Source organism: Nonomuraea endophytica (assembly GCF_014203235.1).
GTDB lineage: Bacteria > Actinomycetota > Actinomycetes > Streptosporangiales > Streptosporangiaceae > Nonomuraea > Nonomuraea endophytica.
This window is the reverse complement of record NZ_JACHIN010000006.1, coordinates 382,575-396,411: the sequence shown is the minus strand read 5'-3', so window position 1 is coordinate 396,411 and position 13,837 is coordinate 382,575. Positions and strand designations below refer to the sequence as shown.

Annotated in this window: 15 protein-coding genes; 8 read left to right on the top strand and 7 right to left on the bottom strand. The window is 71.2% G+C overall.

The window, feature by feature from the left end; all coding sequences use genetic code 11:
* Positions 1-140 precede the first annotated feature (140 nt).
* Positions 141-2,414: a LuxR C-terminal-related transcriptional regulator gene (locus HNR40_RS23975; RefSeq protein ID WP_184964922.1), complete on the top strand. Its 2,274-nt coding sequence runs from the start codon at positions 141-143 to the stop codon at positions 2,412-2,414.
* A 75-nt stretch (positions 2,415-2,489) separates the two neighbouring features.
* Here HNR40_RS23975 and HNR40_RS23970 read toward each other — a convergent pair whose 3' ends face one another.
* The 3 genes from HNR40_RS23970 to HNR40_RS23960 form a co-directional block, all read right to left on the bottom strand.
* Positions 2,490-3,746, bottom strand: a complete 1,257-nt coding sequence (locus HNR40_RS23970; RefSeq protein WP_184964920.1) for a beta-propeller domain-containing protein — start codon at positions 3,744-3,746, stop codon at positions 2,490-2,492.
* Between the two features lie 183 nt (positions 3,747-3,929).
* On the bottom strand, positions 3,930-4,475 hold the full coding sequence (locus HNR40_RS23965) for a TetR/AcrR family transcriptional regulator (RefSeq protein WP_184964918.1): 546 nt from the start codon (positions 4,473-4,475) through the stop codon (positions 3,930-3,932).
* A 35-nt stretch (positions 4,476-4,510) separates the two neighbouring features.
* The gene (locus tag HNR40_RS23960) at positions 4,511-5,731 is read right to left on the bottom strand and encodes an MFS transporter (RefSeq protein WP_221340745.1); all 1,221 of its coding nucleotides are present in this window, start codon (positions 5,729-5,731) and stop codon (positions 4,511-4,513) included.
* A gap of 90 nt (positions 5,732-5,821) precedes the next feature.
* On the opposite strand from HNR40_RS23960, the gene HNR40_RS23955 reads away from it, so the two are divergent.
* Both HNR40_RS23955 and HNR40_RS23950 read left to right on the top strand, forming a co-directional pair.
* Positions 5,822-6,463 (top strand): TetR/AcrR family transcriptional regulator, encoded by a 642-nt coding sequence (locus tag HNR40_RS23955; RefSeq protein WP_184964914.1) that lies wholly within the window; start codon positions 5,822-5,824, stop codon positions 6,461-6,463.
* A 7-nt stretch (positions 6,464-6,470) separates the two neighbouring features.
* Entirely contained in the window at positions 6,471-7,022 is a 552-nt protein-coding gene (locus HNR40_RS23950) for a hypothetical protein (protein ID WP_184964912.1), read from the top strand.
* Here the strand turns inward: HNR40_RS23950 and HNR40_RS23945 are convergent.
* Together HNR40_RS23945 and HNR40_RS23940 are read right to left on the bottom strand one after the other, a co-directional pair.
* Positions 6,997-7,383 carry an RrF2 family transcriptional regulator gene (locus HNR40_RS23945; RefSeq protein WP_184964910.1) on the bottom strand — a complete coding sequence of 129 codons (387 nt, stop codon included), beginning with the start codon at positions 7,381-7,383 and terminating at the stop codon, positions 6,997-6,999. The genes HNR40_RS23950 and HNR40_RS23945 overlap by 26 nt on opposite strands.
* Before the next feature lie 105 nt (positions 7,384-7,488).
* Positions 7,489-8,418, bottom strand: a complete 930-nt coding sequence (locus tag HNR40_RS23940; RefSeq protein ID WP_184964908.1) for a sulfite exporter TauE/SafE family protein — start codon at positions 8,416-8,418, stop codon at positions 7,489-7,491.
* A 155-nt stretch (positions 8,419-8,573) separates the two neighbouring features.
* Between HNR40_RS23940 and HNR40_RS23935 the strand changes: the two genes are divergently transcribed.
* The 3 genes from HNR40_RS23935 (at position 8,574) to HNR40_RS23925 (ending at position 10,586) form a co-directional block, all read left to right on the top strand.
* Positions 8,574-9,443: an MEDS and STAS domain-containing protein gene (locus HNR40_RS23935; RefSeq protein ID WP_184964906.1), complete on the top strand. Its 870-nt coding sequence runs from the start codon at positions 8,574-8,576 to the stop codon at positions 9,441-9,443.
* The gene (locus tag HNR40_RS53660) at positions 9,433-10,185 is read left to right on the top strand and encodes an ATP-binding protein (RefSeq protein ID WP_221340743.1); all 753 of its coding nucleotides are present in this window, start codon (positions 9,433-9,435) and stop codon (positions 10,183-10,185) included. The genes HNR40_RS23935 and HNR40_RS53660 overlap by 11 nt, the downstream gene beginning before the upstream one ends.
* A gap of 182 nt (positions 10,186-10,367) precedes the next feature.
* Complete coding sequence (locus HNR40_RS23925; protein ID WP_184964904.1) at positions 10,368-10,586, top strand: hypothetical protein; 219 nt, start codon at positions 10,368-10,370, stop codon at positions 10,584-10,586.
* A gap of 35 nt (positions 10,587-10,621) precedes the next feature.
* On the opposite strand, the gene HNR40_RS23920 is transcribed toward HNR40_RS23925, so the two are convergent.
* Positions 10,622-11,779 carry an alkaline phosphatase PhoX gene (locus HNR40_RS23920; RefSeq protein ID WP_184964902.1) on the bottom strand — a complete coding sequence of 386 codons (1,158 nt, stop codon included), beginning with the start codon at positions 11,777-11,779 and terminating at the stop codon, positions 10,622-10,624.
* Between the two features lie 189 nt (positions 11,780-11,968).
* Here HNR40_RS23920 and HNR40_RS23915 point away from each other — a divergent pair, with 189 nt between their 5' ends.
* Positions 11,969-12,307, top strand: coding sequence for a hypothetical protein (locus HNR40_RS23915; RefSeq protein ID WP_184964900.1), 339 nt, complete (start codon positions 11,969-11,971; stop codon positions 12,305-12,307).
* Between the two features lie 36 nt (positions 12,308-12,343).
* Here the strand turns inward: HNR40_RS23915 and HNR40_RS23910 are convergent, their stop codons facing one another.
* The gene (locus HNR40_RS23910) at positions 12,344-12,946 is read right to left on the bottom strand and encodes a DUF998 domain-containing protein (protein ID WP_246509385.1); all 603 of its coding nucleotides are present in this window, start codon (positions 12,944-12,946) and stop codon (positions 12,344-12,346) included.
* 110 nt (positions 12,947-13,056) lie between these two features.
* On the opposite strand from HNR40_RS23910, the gene HNR40_RS23905 reads away from it, so the two are divergent.
* Complete coding sequence (locus tag HNR40_RS23905; RefSeq protein ID WP_184964895.1) at positions 13,057-13,818, top strand: SDR family NAD(P)-dependent oxidoreductase; 762 nt, start codon at positions 13,057-13,059, stop codon at positions 13,816-13,818.
* Positions 13,819-13,837 lie beyond the last annotated feature (19 nt).

Genomic DNA, 13,837 nt, shown 5'->3' with positions numbered 1-13,837 from the left:
GAAAAATGCAGATATGTCAACCAAAGGGGACGTTCAGCGGGTCATTCACCGATGGTTCAATCGGGAAATTCGGCGTGTCCCATTCGGAGCCGTTCGATGCCCTATCCGGGCCGTGACCGGCCGGTTACGATCCCGGGGTGATGATTTCGGCAACAGAGCGGCGGATGGGGCGGCTGCCTGCGGAATTCACGAGCTTCATCGGCAGGAACGCCGAGCTGCACGAGATTCTGCGACTGTTCCATCAATCCCGGCTGATTACCCTGGCCGGACCGGGTGGCGTCGGCAAAACGCGGCTGGCCATCCAGGCGGTCGCGCAGACGGCCGAGAACTACGCCGACGGGATCTGCTTCATCGACCTCGGCGCCCTGCACGAGGCCGACCTGATCGCCACCACGGTCTGCGAGTCGCTGGGCCTGAGCGCGCAGAACGTCGGCGCCCCGGGCACGATCCTGGTCGAGTACCTGTCCACCCGCCACCTGCTCCTGATCCTCGACACCTGCGAGCACCTGGTCGACGCGTGCGCCGACCTCACCGAGCACCTCCTGCGCGCCGCACCCCGCCTGACCATCCTGACCACCACCCGCATCCCGCTCAACATCCCCGGCGAGCACGTCCTCGGCATCGGCCCGCTGACCTGCGAGCCTCCCGCGGCCGCCGACGAGCCCGAGCTGTCGGAGGCGGCCAGGCTGTTCGCCGACCGCGCCACCGCCGTCGCCCACGACTGGCGGCTGACCACCACCAACCTGCAACCCGTGCACCGGCTCTGCGAGCGTCTCGACGGCATCCCGCTCGCCCTCGAACTGGCCGCCGCCCACGTACGCACCCTGTCGGCCGAGCAGATCCTGGCCAGGCTCGACCACCGGATCCTGGAGGTGCCCAGCAGGCGCGGCCGCCGCGGCCGCCACCAGACCCTCGACGCCACGATCGGCTGGAGCTTCGAGCTGTGCTCGCCCCAGGAGAAGCTCCTGTGGGCGCGGCTGTCCGCGCTGACCGGCGACTTCGACCTCGACATCGTCGAGCACGTCTGCGCCGACGGGCAGCTGCCCCTGCACGACGTGGTCGCGACGCTGTCCAGCCTCGTCGACCAGTCCATCGTGCTGCGCACCGGCAGCCAGGACGACGCCCGCTTCCGCCTGCTGGACACCGTCAGGGAGTTCGGCGCCCGCGAGCTCGAACGGCGCGGCGAGCGCGACACGCTGCGCTCCAGGATCGCCGACTGGCTGGTCGAGAACGCCGAACAGGCCCGCCGCGACCTGTCGACCGGCGCGCAGGTGGGCTGGCTGGACTGGTACGCACGGGAGCAGCACCAGATCCGCGAGGCCTGCGATCACCTGCTGCGCGGCGGCCGGCACGAGGAGGTGTTCCTCACCGTCGCGAGACTCATCGCGATGCACGGGCTCATCGGCGAGGCCCGCTACTGGGCCGGGCGGGCCTTCCCCGACACCACCGCCTCCGGCGAGGGCCTGACCATGCGCGCGCTGTTCATCGTCATGCACGACGAGGCCGACGCCGCCCGGCCACTGCTCGACCGGGCCGCCGCCCTCGCCGAGTCGACCGGCGACGAGCCGCTCAAGGGGTACATCGCCCTGGTCGACGGCATCGCCGGGCTGTTCGCCGGTCAGCTGGCCGAGGCGCGTACCCGACTGGAGGAAGGCCGCGCGATCCACGCGGGGCTGGAGACCCGCGACGTGCTCGTCCCGCTCGGGCCGGTGTTCATCGCGGTGGTCGCCGCCCTGCAGGGCGACTTCGACGGCGCCGTCGAGCAGACCGCCGCTGTGGTGGCGGCCGGGGCGGAGGCCGGAGAGCTGTGGGCCCGCTCCTACGCCGAGGCGGTGTGGGGCATGACGCTCATGCTCAGCGGCGAACCGTCGGCCGGCCTGCTCCGGCTGCGCGAGGCCCTGCGCGTCAAGCACGACCTCGACGACATGCTCGGCATCGCGCTCGCCCTGGAGTTCTACGGCGGCTGCCTGCTCAACCTCGGCACACCGGAGGCGGCCGCGCGCTTGATCGGCTCCGTCGAGGACGCGCGGACCGTCAGCGGCATCTCCATGTTCGGCCCCCAGCACACGCTCATCAGGGAGATCATGGAGCAGCAGTGCAGGGACGCGCTGGGCGAGGAGGTCTTCGACGCCCAGCGCCGCATCGGCCACCAGATCGGCCTCGAACGCACCCTGGCCGGCATCCTCGCCGAGTCCGACCCGCCCGCCCCCGCGCAGAGCGTTCCGGAGCCGCTGACCAAACGCGAGTACGAGATCGCCCGGCTGGTGTCCCAGGGCCTGACCAACCGGCAGATCGCCGAGCGGCTCGGCATCGCCAAGCGCACCGTGGACACCCACATGGAGAACATCCTCACCAAGCTCGCCATCTCCTCCCGGGTCCAGATCGGCGCCTGGATCCAGCGCAACGCCCCCTGACGGCTCCCGCGGGCGGGAGCCGTACCGGAAAAGCGAGCCGTAGCGGAGGAGCGGGAGCCGTACCGGGAAAAGGGGTCAGGCGCAGGTGGCGAGCAGGACGGTGATGACCGTGCAGGGGGCGGCGTCGCTGTCGTTGGCCGGGTTGGGGTCGGCGGGCGCCGAGGCGGTGCGGGTCGCGGTGACGGTCACGTTGCCGAGGCTGAGCAGGCCGAGCGGGAGCCGGAAGGTCGCGGTCGCCGACGCGCCGGCCGCGAGCGCGGTGTAGGCGCAGGTGACGGAGCCGGGGACGGACGTGCAGCCGGGGGAGAGGTTGGTGGCGGTCCTGCCGGGCGGCAGCGTCGCGGTCAGCGTGGCCGAGGTGAGCGGGCCGGGACCGGCGTTGCGCGCGGTCATGCGGTAGCTCAGGTAGGGGACCAGCAGGCCGAGGCGAGGCTGCGCGGCCAGGTCCACGGCGACGTCCGTGGCGCCGGCCGGGGCCCAGTCGATCGTGAACTGGAAGCCGGGGATGACGGCCAGCGCGCTCTTGCCGGTGCCGTTGGTGTTCATGGTGAACAGGTCGTTGTCGGAGGTGTAGGCGATCTTGGCGCCGTCGGGCGACCAGCGGGGCGCGCTGCTGAACGTGACGTCGTTGGACAGGTTGGTCTGGCCGCTGCCGTCGGCGTTCATCACGTAGATCTGGGCGCGGTTGGGGGCGAAGCGCGTCCAGCCGTAGGTGATCTTGGTGCCGTCGGGCGACCAGTCGGGCAGTCCAGCGCCGTCGTTGCCGCTGTAGCCGGTGAGCTGGGTCTCGCCGGAGCCGTCGGCGTTCATGACGGAGATGTTGCGGGTGGGGTCGCGGAAGGCGATCCGGTCGCCGTCGGGCGACCACGCGGGGGCGTCGCCGTACACGCCGAGTGAGGTACGGCCGGAGCCGTCCGGGCCGATCACCGTCAGGGTGCTGTCGCCCGCCCGGTAGATGATCTTCGTGCCGTCCGGCGACCAGTCGACGGGCGCGTCCACGACGGGGCCGCCGGTGTCCACCTGGGTCTGCCCGGAGCCGTCCGGGTTCATCGTCCAGAGCTGGTGGGAGCCGTCGCCGAAGCGGGTGAAGGCCACGCGCGTGTTGTCGGCGTTGGCCGCGGCGTTGGAGTCGGCGACCTCGTTGTCGGTGAGCTTGGTCAGGCCGCCGCCGTCCGGGTTGATCCGGTAGATCTCCTTGTCCGGGTCGGTCGTCTGGTCGACGAAGTAGATCGGGCCGTTGCTGCCGGGGAAGGCGGCGTAGGCGGGCGCGGCCAGCACCGCCGACGCCAGCGCGACCACGCCGGCGAGCACCGGTAACGGATGACGGAGCATGTGCATACCTCCAGGCAGGACGAGACCGTCGGTGGACCCAGCGATGACGGCGGCCTGCTGGAGCACCCGATCCGGGACCGGGGACGCCCACCCAGCGACTTTTGCCCGTCAGGACCGTCCGTCAACCACGGTCACCTGGCCAACAGTGGACACCTCGCCCCCGCGTGTCCCGCCGGTGGCGGTCTAGATCGTGACGAGGGCGCGGCACAGGCGCGCGGCCTCGGCCATCAGCCGCTCCCGGTCCCCGGGGAAGTGGTAGACGTGGTCGGCGCTGCCGTGCATCACGTGGTAGAGCACGACCGCCGTCGCCTCCGGATCGGGTACGGCCGCGCCCGCATCGGCCAGCAGCGCGACGATCGCCTCCACGGCCGGATTGGGTCCAGGCCGCTCCGGCCGGGCGGAGCTGTGGAACAGCACGTCGTGCAGCCGCATGTCGCCGAGATACTCGGCGATGCCGGCCAGCATCCACCGCTCGACCCGCTCGACCCCGTCCGCCGAGCCCGCGATCTGGATCTGCCGGGCGGCGAACCGCTCCACGTAACGGTCCCTGAGCGCGCCGACCAGGTCGTCCTTGCTGGAGAAGTGCAGGTAGAAGGTGCCCTTGGCGACTCCGGCCGCGGCGGTGACGTCATCGACCGTCAGCGACTCGACCCCGGCCCTGAGCATCAGCGCCTCCGCCGCGTCGAGCAACTGCGCGCGCCGTTGTCCCGCCGGCCTGGCCCGAGCCACCGCGTCCCCTCACTCTCAGTCGTCGGCCAGCCACTTTATCCCTGCCGCGCTTCGGCGGGCTCCTCGGGCCTGGCGCCGTCGTGCCTGAGGAGCGGGTGGGCGTAGAGCAGGACGATCACCAGGCACATGATGGCGACGGCGGTGACGAGCGGGACCAGGGGCGACAGCGCGTACAGGGCGGTGGCGAGGGTGGGCGCGAGCACGAAGGTGAGCGCGTTGTTCGCGGCCACCACCCCGGCCAGGCCGCCCTGCTCCTCCTTGGTCATCGCGAACGTCGGCCCCGCCGTGTAGCCGGGGATGGCCAGCCCGAGCCCGAGGCCGATGATCAGCACGGCCGCGACGAACACCGGCAGGCCGATGTCCGGCAGCAGCAGCGCCAGGCCGCCCAGCGCGACCAGGGCGCCGGCGCGCATCAGCCGCCGCGCGGGCCAGCCGGCCCTGGGCACGATCACCACCTGCGCGAGCAGCATGCCGACCCCGGCCGCGAGGAGGGTGCCGCCCGTGGCGCCCGCGGTCTGGGTGGCCGACAGGCCGTTGCGGTCCTGCAGCAGGAAGCCGATGAGGATCTGCACGAACCCGAGCGCGGTGAACATCCCGAACCCCGTCAGCAGGTACGGCCACACCCGCCGGTCCAGCGGACGCACGCGGGGCGGCGCGGCCACCAGCTCGCGGGCGTCCTGCGGCTTGACCAGGACCGCGACGAGCACGGCGCCGACGGCGAGGATCAGCGGGACGGCGTAGAGCGGCGTGAGCATGCCGAAGCCGCCGAGCAGCCCGCCCACGCCGGCTCCGGCGATCATCGCGATGCCCTGGGAGGCGCCGATCGCCGCCATCGCGGCCAGCCGGTCGCGCTCGGTCTCGGTGGCGTCGGCGGCGTACGCCTGGGCGGTGGGCGGCACCGCCGCGAACGCGACGCCGAACAGCACACCCCTGGTCAGCACGAACAGGCCGAACAGCAGCGCGCCCGAGAGCACGGCGGCGATCCCGAGGTGCGCGAGGACGGCGAAGGCCAGCATCGCCACCGTGGCCCCGGTCAGGGCGCCGACCAGCACCGGCTTGCGGCCCCACTGGGCGGACCTGCGGCCCCAGAACTGGCTGGTGAGCACCACGACAATGGCCGAGGTGCTGATCATGACGCCGACCTGCCAGTCGGCCAGGCCGACCTCGCGGGCCAGCGGCGCGATCAGCGGGTTGAGGGTCTGCTGGCCCAGGAAGATGATGAACACGCTCAGGTAGAGCACGCGTAGCCGCGCCATGGCACTCCTCCGGGGACTTAGGTAAGCCTTACCGTAGTGGCGGCTCACGCTGTTTTGCAATGGCATTCGCAAAACCTTCATACTGGGCCCATGCGCGAACCGACCAGGAAGGGCGGCCGCCCCCGGGTGGTCGACCGGGAGGCCGTGGCCAGGGCCGTCGTCGAGCACGGGTTCGTCGAGCTGTCCGTGAGCGCGATCGCCCGGCGGCTCGGCGTCAACCAGGCGACCCTCTACCGCCACATCGGCGGCCAGGACGACCTCGTCGACACCGGCGTGACGCTGCTGATCAAGCAGGCCGCCTGGCCGGCCGGCGGCGCGCCCTGGCGCGAACTGCTGGAAGGCGCCGCCTGGACGGTCTGGGGCATCCTGCGCGACAACCCGGGCCTCATGATGGCGGCGGGACGGCGCCTGCTGGCCAACGACGAGCTCATCGCCGCCTTCAACCGGCTCTGCCTCGACCTGATCGGGCAGGGACTGCCGCCGGACAAGGCCACGCTGGCCGTCGACTTCGTCCTGGACCTGGCCTGCAACACCGTTCTGTCGCGGGACCTCATGCTGGCCGGCGCGATGGGCGGCGACCGCGAGCCGCCGCCCGCCTGGACCGGCAACTTCGACCCGCGGGTGCTGGAGGTCATCACCCGGGCCGCGGGTCCCGGCCACGAGGAGTGGTTCGCGGGCAAGCTGAGGATCGCTTTGGATGGGATCGAGCGGATGTTCGTGGATATGAGATAGTCGCCCGGTGAAAGCGATCATCCGGTGGGTCGTGCCCGCTCTGGTCCTGCTGGGCTTCGCGATCTTCTACAACGACCGGGCCGGGAAGAGCGAGCCGGACTTTACCATGGCCGAGGTCAAGGTGGTCGAGGGCATCGTCGCCACCTCCGACATCTCCAGGACGCAGGTCGGCAGCGGCAACCGCCAGACCAGCCGGGTCGACTACACGCTCACGCTGACCGGCCGCCCGCAGAACGTCTCGTTCCGGCTGGACACGACGCCGCGGGGCGGGGTCAAGGCGGGCATGCGCGTACGGCTGGAGATCCTCGAGGACGCCGAGGCGGCCTTCACCTCGGCCACCCGCTATCCCGACGGCAGCAACAAGATCCACGCGGTCGGGGCCGTGCTCGACGGCAAGCCGGTCTACACCGCGGCCGAGTACGTCGCCAGGAGCGAGTCGGCCGCTTCCGGCAACGGCAGGATCGCGCTGATCTTCCTCCTGCTGGGCCTAACCTGGGGCGCGGTGGTGTACTTCGTCAAGATCCGGCCGTTCGTCAGGAGCACGAAGGCTGACTGGTGACGTCGGCCAGCGTGACCTCGCCCAGCAGCGCCGTCTCGTAGTCGTGCAGCCGCTCCCACACCTCGGTCAGCGGGGCGGCGGCGCCGGGGAAGCGGGCGGCGGGCGGCTCGGCCCCCTCGGTCACGGCGATCACGTCGGCCAGCGTGATGTCCTCGGCCGGGCGGGCCAGCCAGTAGCCGCCGTCGGGGCCGCGCTGGCTGCGGATGAGCCCGGCCCGGCGTAGGTGCAGGAGGATGCTGTCGCAGAAGCGGCGTGGGATGTGCTGGTCGGCGGCGATCTGGTGGGCGTGCACCGGGGCCGGGGCGGTGGCCAGGGCGCACATGGCGCGCAGCCCGTACTGGGTTCTGGCGGAGATCCGCATCAGCGTTCCCCGCGGCGGTGAGCTGATCTCAAGGAAGCACTCCTTCGGAAAAGCACGATGCCCCCGGCTCGCGGCCGGGGGCATCGTGGGCGATTCACGGGTGACTCAGGCCGGGGTGGGCTCTTCCTGCCGGTCCAGCTCGGAGTCCACGGCCTCCACCGACTCGTTCGCCTTGTCGCGGCGGTACTCGCGCACCGAGTAGACGATGGCGCCGACCCACAGGAGCGCGATGAGTACGTAGGCGATGGCCTGCACGTTGCCGGGGGCGTCGATCCAGTCGCTGCGCAGCAGGGTGCGCACGTTCGTCAGGATGATCACGCCGCCGACGGCCGAGCCCAGGATGCGCGGCGGGATGTGCCGGACCAGCCAGGCGGCGATGGGCGCGGCGATCACGCCGCCGAGGAGCAGGACGCCGACCCAGGCGAAGTTGATGTTCTCCGAGCCGATGCCGACCAGGAAGCCGACGCTGGCCGCGATGGCCACCAGGAACTCGCTGGCGTCGATCGAGCCGATCACCTTGCGCGGGGGGATGCGGCCGCTGGCCAGGATGGCGGGGGTGCCCACGGGGCCCCAGCCGCCGCCACCGGTGGCGTCCACGAACCCGGCCACGAGGCCGAGCGGGCCGAGGAAGCGCTTGCGCAGCGGCTTGCCCAGGTTGCCGCGGGGCAGCCCGAACGCGGTGAAGCGGATGAGGATGTAGACGCCGAGGGTCAGCAGGATGACCGACATGATCGGGGCGGCGAGCTCGGTGGACAGGCTCGACAGGAACGTGGCTCCGGCGAAGGCGCCGATCGCGCCGGGAACGCCGATCTTGGCGACGACCTTCCAGTCGACGTTGCCGAAGCGCCAGTGGGAGATGCCGGAGGCCAGCGTGGTGCCGATCTCGGCCAGGTGGACGGTCGCTGACGCGGCGGCGGCGTTGGTGCCGATGGCCAGCAGCAATGTGGTGGAGGTGACGCCGTAGGCCATGCCCAGGCTGCCGTCGACGAGCTGCGCGGCCAGGCCGACCAGGCCCAGCAGGATGAGTGATCGCACTGCATCCGCCTTTCCCGCTTTTCCTGCTATATCGGTCGGGATTATCATGAATGCTGGGAAGGGGTCAGGTCAAGTCACCCGCCGTAACTCGGCCATGAGGTGGTAGTCGGTCAACATCACTAAGCTGTGACAGCGACACGCGGAAGTGAGAGTGGGTGGGGTCGATCGGCGCGGACTCGCAGATCACGGATCTGACACTGGACGACCACGCCTGTCTCACCTTCGGCGAGCGCGAGGAGTACCTCGACCTGACCGCCGCCTACATCCGTGACGGGCTGGCGGAAGGGCTGCGGGTGGTGTGGCTGAGCGAGGAGCCGCAGGCCGCCTACGCCGAGCTCGACCGGCGCGGCCTCGGCCTCCGGCACGCCGGAGAGAGCGGGCGGATGCGCATCGTGGCCTGGCAGGACGGGCTGCTGTCCGGCCGGCAGTTCGCGCTGGAGGACGCCATGCGGTGGCTGCGCGCCCAGCGCGACGAGGCCGAGCAGACACACCGCGGCCTGCGGGTGGCGATCGACATGGGCTGGGCGCTGGGCCCGGTCCAGGGCGTCGAGCAGCTGCCCGCCTTCGAGCGGCAGCTCGCCGAGACGCTGGCGGGCACCCGCGTGTCGGTGCTGTGCCAGTACGACCGCGAGCGCTTCGACCCGGTCACGCTCGCGTCGGTGTCCGCCTTCCACACCCGCTCGGTCGCCGCCGCGACCTACCACGACGATCCGCTGCTGCGCATCTGCCGGCAGTACGCGCCGCCGGGCATCCGGCTGGCCGGGCAGATCGACTCCACGGCGGAGGAGTCCCTGGCCCTGGCGCTGGCGGAGGTCATCCGCGGCGACGCGGACGTGATCGTCAACATGACCGAGCTGACCTTCATCGACGTCGCCTGCACGCGGATGATCCTCGACTGCGCCCGCAGCATCTGCCCGGACCGCAAGGTGGTGCTGCGCTGCCACCCCACGATCAGCGCGCGTTTCGTGCTGCTCGGGGCGACCGATATCGCGGGTGTTACGGTGGAAACCGCCGATGAACGGTGACCAGCCCTTTGACCAGCCGACCGGTGCGGAGCAGCCAGGTCAGCCCCGTACCGATCCAGCCGTCGATCCGCCCGGCGGCGGTGACGTCCTGCTCAGACAGGAGTTCACCGGCGACTCCCTCTACCAGCTGCGAGCCGGCGCCGAGGCGCACGCCACGAATGCGGGACTGCCCGCCGGGCGCGCCGCCGACCTGGTCATCGCCGTCCATGAACTGGCCATGAACGCGGTGCGCCACGGGGCCGGGCACGGCACGGTGACGCTCTGGACGCGGGACGGGATGTTGTGGTTCCGCGTCAGCGACCCCGGACGCGCGGACGCCGTCCCGCCCGGCGAGCCGTGGCCCTGCGTGCACGGCCACGGCCTGTGGATCGTCCGCACGCTGGCCGACGAGCAGACGTTGTCCACCGGCCCCGGCGGCACGCACACCACCATCGCCATGGCACTGCCCGGCGCCGAGGGGGAGCCCGCGAGCATCGTGCCCGACCACGTCAACGGGCGTGTGGTGCTGCGCCTGTCCGGCCTCTTCGACCGGAGCGCGGCCACGGAACTGCTGGAGCGCACCCTGACGCTGCCCAAACTCGTGCTGGACCTGACCGAGGCCGGTCCGTGGGACGCCGACGGCCTGGCCGCCCTGGTCACGTTGCGGCAGCGGAGCGAGCTGCGCCTGACCGGCGTGCCGCCGTACCTGCGCGGACGTCTCGAAACCCTGGACCCGGCGCTGTCCGAGGCCATCGACGACTGACCCCGCCGGGCATGGGCATGAGTGAGCAACGCCCGACTGTGGCGGATCGACCGGCGCGCACCTGCGTAAGGATGTCTCCCTCTACCCTGGCAACTGCCATGGCCCCGGGGCCACGGACTCGTACCCAAGTGTGCGGAGGACGGCTCGCGGGCACGTCTGGCGTCAGGAGATGGAGGTGGTCCGTGGAGACCTCGGCCGTGCCCGGTCTGGTGAGGTTGTCGTGGGGGGAGATCGACCCGGAGTTCGGCAACGCGGCGGTGCTGCCGGCCGTCGCCATGGACTGCCGGGACCTCGACGGGCAGGGTCCGCACCTGGTGGTGCCGGGCGACCGGTGTGGCGCCCGGCACATCAGCCGCGTAGCCGCCGTCCGGGTCGGCGACGATGACGGGTTATGGCGCTGAGGCGCGTCTCATGGAGCTGAGGCGCGCCGGGCCGGTCAGGGGCGGAACGGGCCGGTGACGCAGTAGGTGATGCCGCCGGAGGAGGAGCCGCTGGTGCCGCGCTGGGAGGAGAAGTACAGGCGGTTGCCCGCGGGGTTGAACGCCGGGCCGGTGATCTCCGACGACCCCTGGCCGCTGATGCGCAGGAACACCGAGATCTGGTCGTTCGGGGTGATCATGCAGATCTCCATGTTGCCGCCGTCCTCGGCCACGTAGAGGTCGCCGCCGGTCGAGCCGGTCACGTTGTCGACGCCGGTCAGCGGCGGGCTGCCGGGGCTGACCAGGCTGTCGTCGTAGGCGAGTTCGTAGGTGTTGTTCGCCAGGTTGAGCTGCCAGAGCCGGTTGTCGCCCTTGGTGGTGAACCAGACGGTGTCGTCGGCGTAGTGGCAGCCTTCGCCGCCGTTGAAGGACTTGGAGCCGGAGACCTGGCTGCGGGTGGCGGTGGGGGAGCCGTCGGGGTCGGGGACGTTGGCCCAGCTGAAGGAGCCCGAGGTGGACGAGCCGGCGACCAGCACCTGCAGGGTGCCGGCGGACAGGTTGCCCCAGGTCGTGGGGACGAAGCGGTAGAACCTGCCGTTGGTCTCGTCCTCGGTCAGGTAGATCACCCGGCGCACCGGGTCGGCCGCCGCGGCCTCGTGCTTGAACCGCCCCATGGCGGCACGCTGCACGGCCGCGCCGCCGAAGGGATAGGTCTCGTAGACGAACCCTCTGCTCACCTCCTCACACGACAGCCAGGTGTTCCACGGCGTCTTGCCGCCCGCGCAGTTCGTCCGGGTGCCGGTGAGGATGCGCTGGGCCGACTGCACGGCTCCGGCGGAGTTGAACCGGATCGCCGACGCGCCGCCGCCGGGGTTGATCTCGGAGTTGGAGACGTAGATCCAGCCCGCGCCGTCGGCGAAGCAGGCGCCGCCGTCGGGGGCGTTGTGCCAGGTCAATGTGGTGCCCGGGACCGTCTGCCCGGAGCGGGCGATCACCTGGCTGGTGAAGCCGGCGGGCAGCAGGATGCCGTTGGCGTCCGCCGAGCCCAGCGGGCCGTAGGGGCTTGGCGCGTTCTGGGCGGGCGCGGCCAGCGCCGTGCCTTCCCAGAGGGTGAAGGGCAGCGCCATGGTGCCGGCGCCGAGGACCGAGGCACGCAGGAAGTTGCGTCTTTTCATCGGTGCGACCCTTTCCTGACCGGGGGTGTCAAAACCCAAGAGTAGGCACTGCCCGTGAACGCCCGGTGGCCAATTCTGGTCGAGGTCGCGCCGGCGTACCGGTGTATGCGGAAAGTCATCTATTGCATAGGAAAGTTTCCTATTTAATACTGCGATCAAGCACCATCCCCCCTGGTACATGGAGGTTCCATGCTCCGTCGTCTCGCCGTGCTCGCCTCGACAGTGCTTCTCGCCCTGGGCGTGCTCGGCCTGTCCACCGCGCCGGCCCAGGCCCGCGCCACCGCCGTCGTCGAGGACGTCTTCAGCCCGCTGACCCTCGGCGGGTACTGCGCCGCCCAGGTCAACCCGACCTCCGGCATCGGCTTCTACAACGGCTGGCTCAACTGCTACCGCTTCGGGACGCCCGGCCTGGTCTTCACCGGCGCGGGCAACCCGGGCCAGGCCTGCGTGTACTTCCATCCCACGTGGAGCTTCATCAGCTACTCCCAGGGGGTGGGCCAGGCGCTGCTCTGCAGGTACTCGGTCTGACCCTCCCGCCCCGCCGTACCTGTGGTGCGGCGGGGTTCACCGCGCCTCGCGCAGGAAGCGCAGGGCGGTGGCGGAGATCCAGGACCACGACAGCAGTACGGCCAGCGCGAACGCCACGTTGACCAGGGCGGAGGCGTTGCCGGAAGCGATGCCGGCGAAGGCGGCGAGGAACAGCACGCCGGTCAGCGCGGAGAAGATCGCCCAGCCGGTCCGGCGCTCGGCGGCGTGGCGGCGGGCGTGGAGCAGGCAGGCGGCGATCATGCACAGGAAGCCGACGCCGCCCGCGACGAAGTGCAGCATGCCGTGCCAGGTGATGACGGCGGGCGGGCCGCCGGGGGTGCCGGCGGGGAAGCCGAGCGCGGGGTCGGCGACGAAGGCTCCGGCGCCGATGAGGCCGAGGCCGTAGACGCGGATCAGCCAGGGGGCCCAGGGCCGCCGGAGTGCGTACGAGAACGCGATGACGAGCGCTCCGGTGATCACGAAGTTGGCGATCTGGATCCAGCCGAGGTCGCCGTTGCTCAGCAGGCTGGCGGCGTGGCGGGTGAGGTCGAACGGCTCGCGGGTGACGGCCTGGGCCAGGGTGACCAGGACGTAGAACGGGCCGGCGAGGACGCCGCACATCAGGAGGGTTCTGTTCATGCCTTCGAGCATTCCGCAGACAAAAACTTTTGTCAAGACAGTTCTGATTGTCGGAGTTCCGGGCGGCTAGGGTGTCGGCAAACGATCTTCTGCAGCGGATGGGCGGACACATGGACAGGTTGAAGGGGCGGCGGGCCATCGTCACCGGCGGCGCCAACGGCATCGGGCGGGCCATCGCGGTGGCCTTCGCCCGCGAGGGCTGCGAGGTGTTCCTCACCGCCCTGAGCGACGAGGACGCCGCCCGCGACACCCTCGCCGAGCTGCGCGAGCACGGCGTGCGGGCGCACTACATGCTGCTGGACGGCGCCGACCCCGACGGCGTCGAGAAACTGATGGAGGCGGCGGGCCGGGCGCTGGGCGTCGCCGACATCCTGGTCAACAACGCCGCCACGATGACCAGGACCGGGTTCCTGGACCTCACGCCTGAGGAGTACGAGCGGGTGATGGCGGTCAACCTGCGCTTCCCGTTCTTCGCCACCCAGGCCTTCGCCGCCCGGCTGCGCGACGAGGGGGCGCCGGGCAGCGTCATCAACATCAGCTCGATCAGCGCCTTCAAGGCGGTCAGCGCGATGGCCCACTACCAGTCCAGCAAGGCAGGGCTGTCGATGCTGACCCGCAGCGCCGCGTACGAGCTGGCGCGCCACGGCATCCGGGTCAACACGATCTCGCCCGGCCTGACCGCCACCAAGACCAACTCCCCGCAGTGGCGCGACGAGCCCGACCTGTGGCGCGAGCGCAGCAAGGGCATCCCGCTGGGCCGTCCGGGCCGCCCCGCCGACTTCGCGGGCGCCGCCGTGTTCCTGGCCTCGGACGAGTCGTCCTGGATGACCGGCGCCGACCTGGTCCTCGACGGCGGCGACGCGGCCGTGTGATCGAGCTCTAAGGCGCGGC

What these genes read in the sequence shown, in the direction of transcription:
- HNR40_RS53660 (WP_221340743.1), top strand. Translation starts at nt 9,433, where the DNA reads ATGAACGGTGACCAGCCCTTTGACCAGCCGACCGGTGCGGAGCAGCCA.
- HNR40_RS23915 (WP_184964900.1), top strand. Translation starts at nt 11,969, where the DNA reads ATGCTCCGTCGTCTCGCCGTGCTCGCCTCGACAGTGCTTCTCGCCCTG.
- HNR40_RS23960 (WP_221340745.1), bottom strand. Translation starts at nt 5,731, where the DNA reads ATGGCGCGGCTACGCGTGCTCTACCTGAGCGTGTTCATCATCTTCCTG.
- HNR40_RS23910 (WP_246509385.1), bottom strand. Translation starts at nt 12,946, where the DNA reads ATGAACAGAACCCTCCTGATGTGCGGCGTCCTCGCCGGCCCGTTCTAC.
- HNR40_RS23975 (WP_184964922.1), top strand. Translation starts at nt 141, where the DNA reads ATGATTTCGGCAACAGAGCGGCGGATGGGGCGGCTGCCTGCGGAATTC.
- HNR40_RS23905 (WP_184964895.1), top strand. Translation starts at nt 13,057, where the DNA reads ATGGACAGGTTGAAGGGGCGGCGGGCCATCGTCACCGGCGGCGCCAAC.
- HNR40_RS23970 (WP_184964920.1), bottom strand. Translation starts at nt 3,746, where the DNA reads ATGCTCCGTCATCCGTTACCGGTGCTCGCCGGCGTGGTCGCGCTGGCG.
- HNR40_RS23920 (WP_184964902.1), bottom strand. Translation starts at nt 11,779, where the DNA reads ATGAAAAGACGCAACTTCCTGCGTGCCTCGGTCCTCGGCGCCGGCACC.
- HNR40_RS23955 (WP_184964914.1), top strand. Translation starts at nt 5,822, where the DNA reads ATGCGCGAACCGACCAGGAAGGGCGGCCGCCCCCGGGTGGTCGACCGG.
- HNR40_RS23945 (WP_184964910.1), bottom strand. Translation starts at nt 7,383, where the DNA reads ATGCGGATCTCCGCCAGAACCCAGTACGGGCTGCGCGCCATGTGCGCC.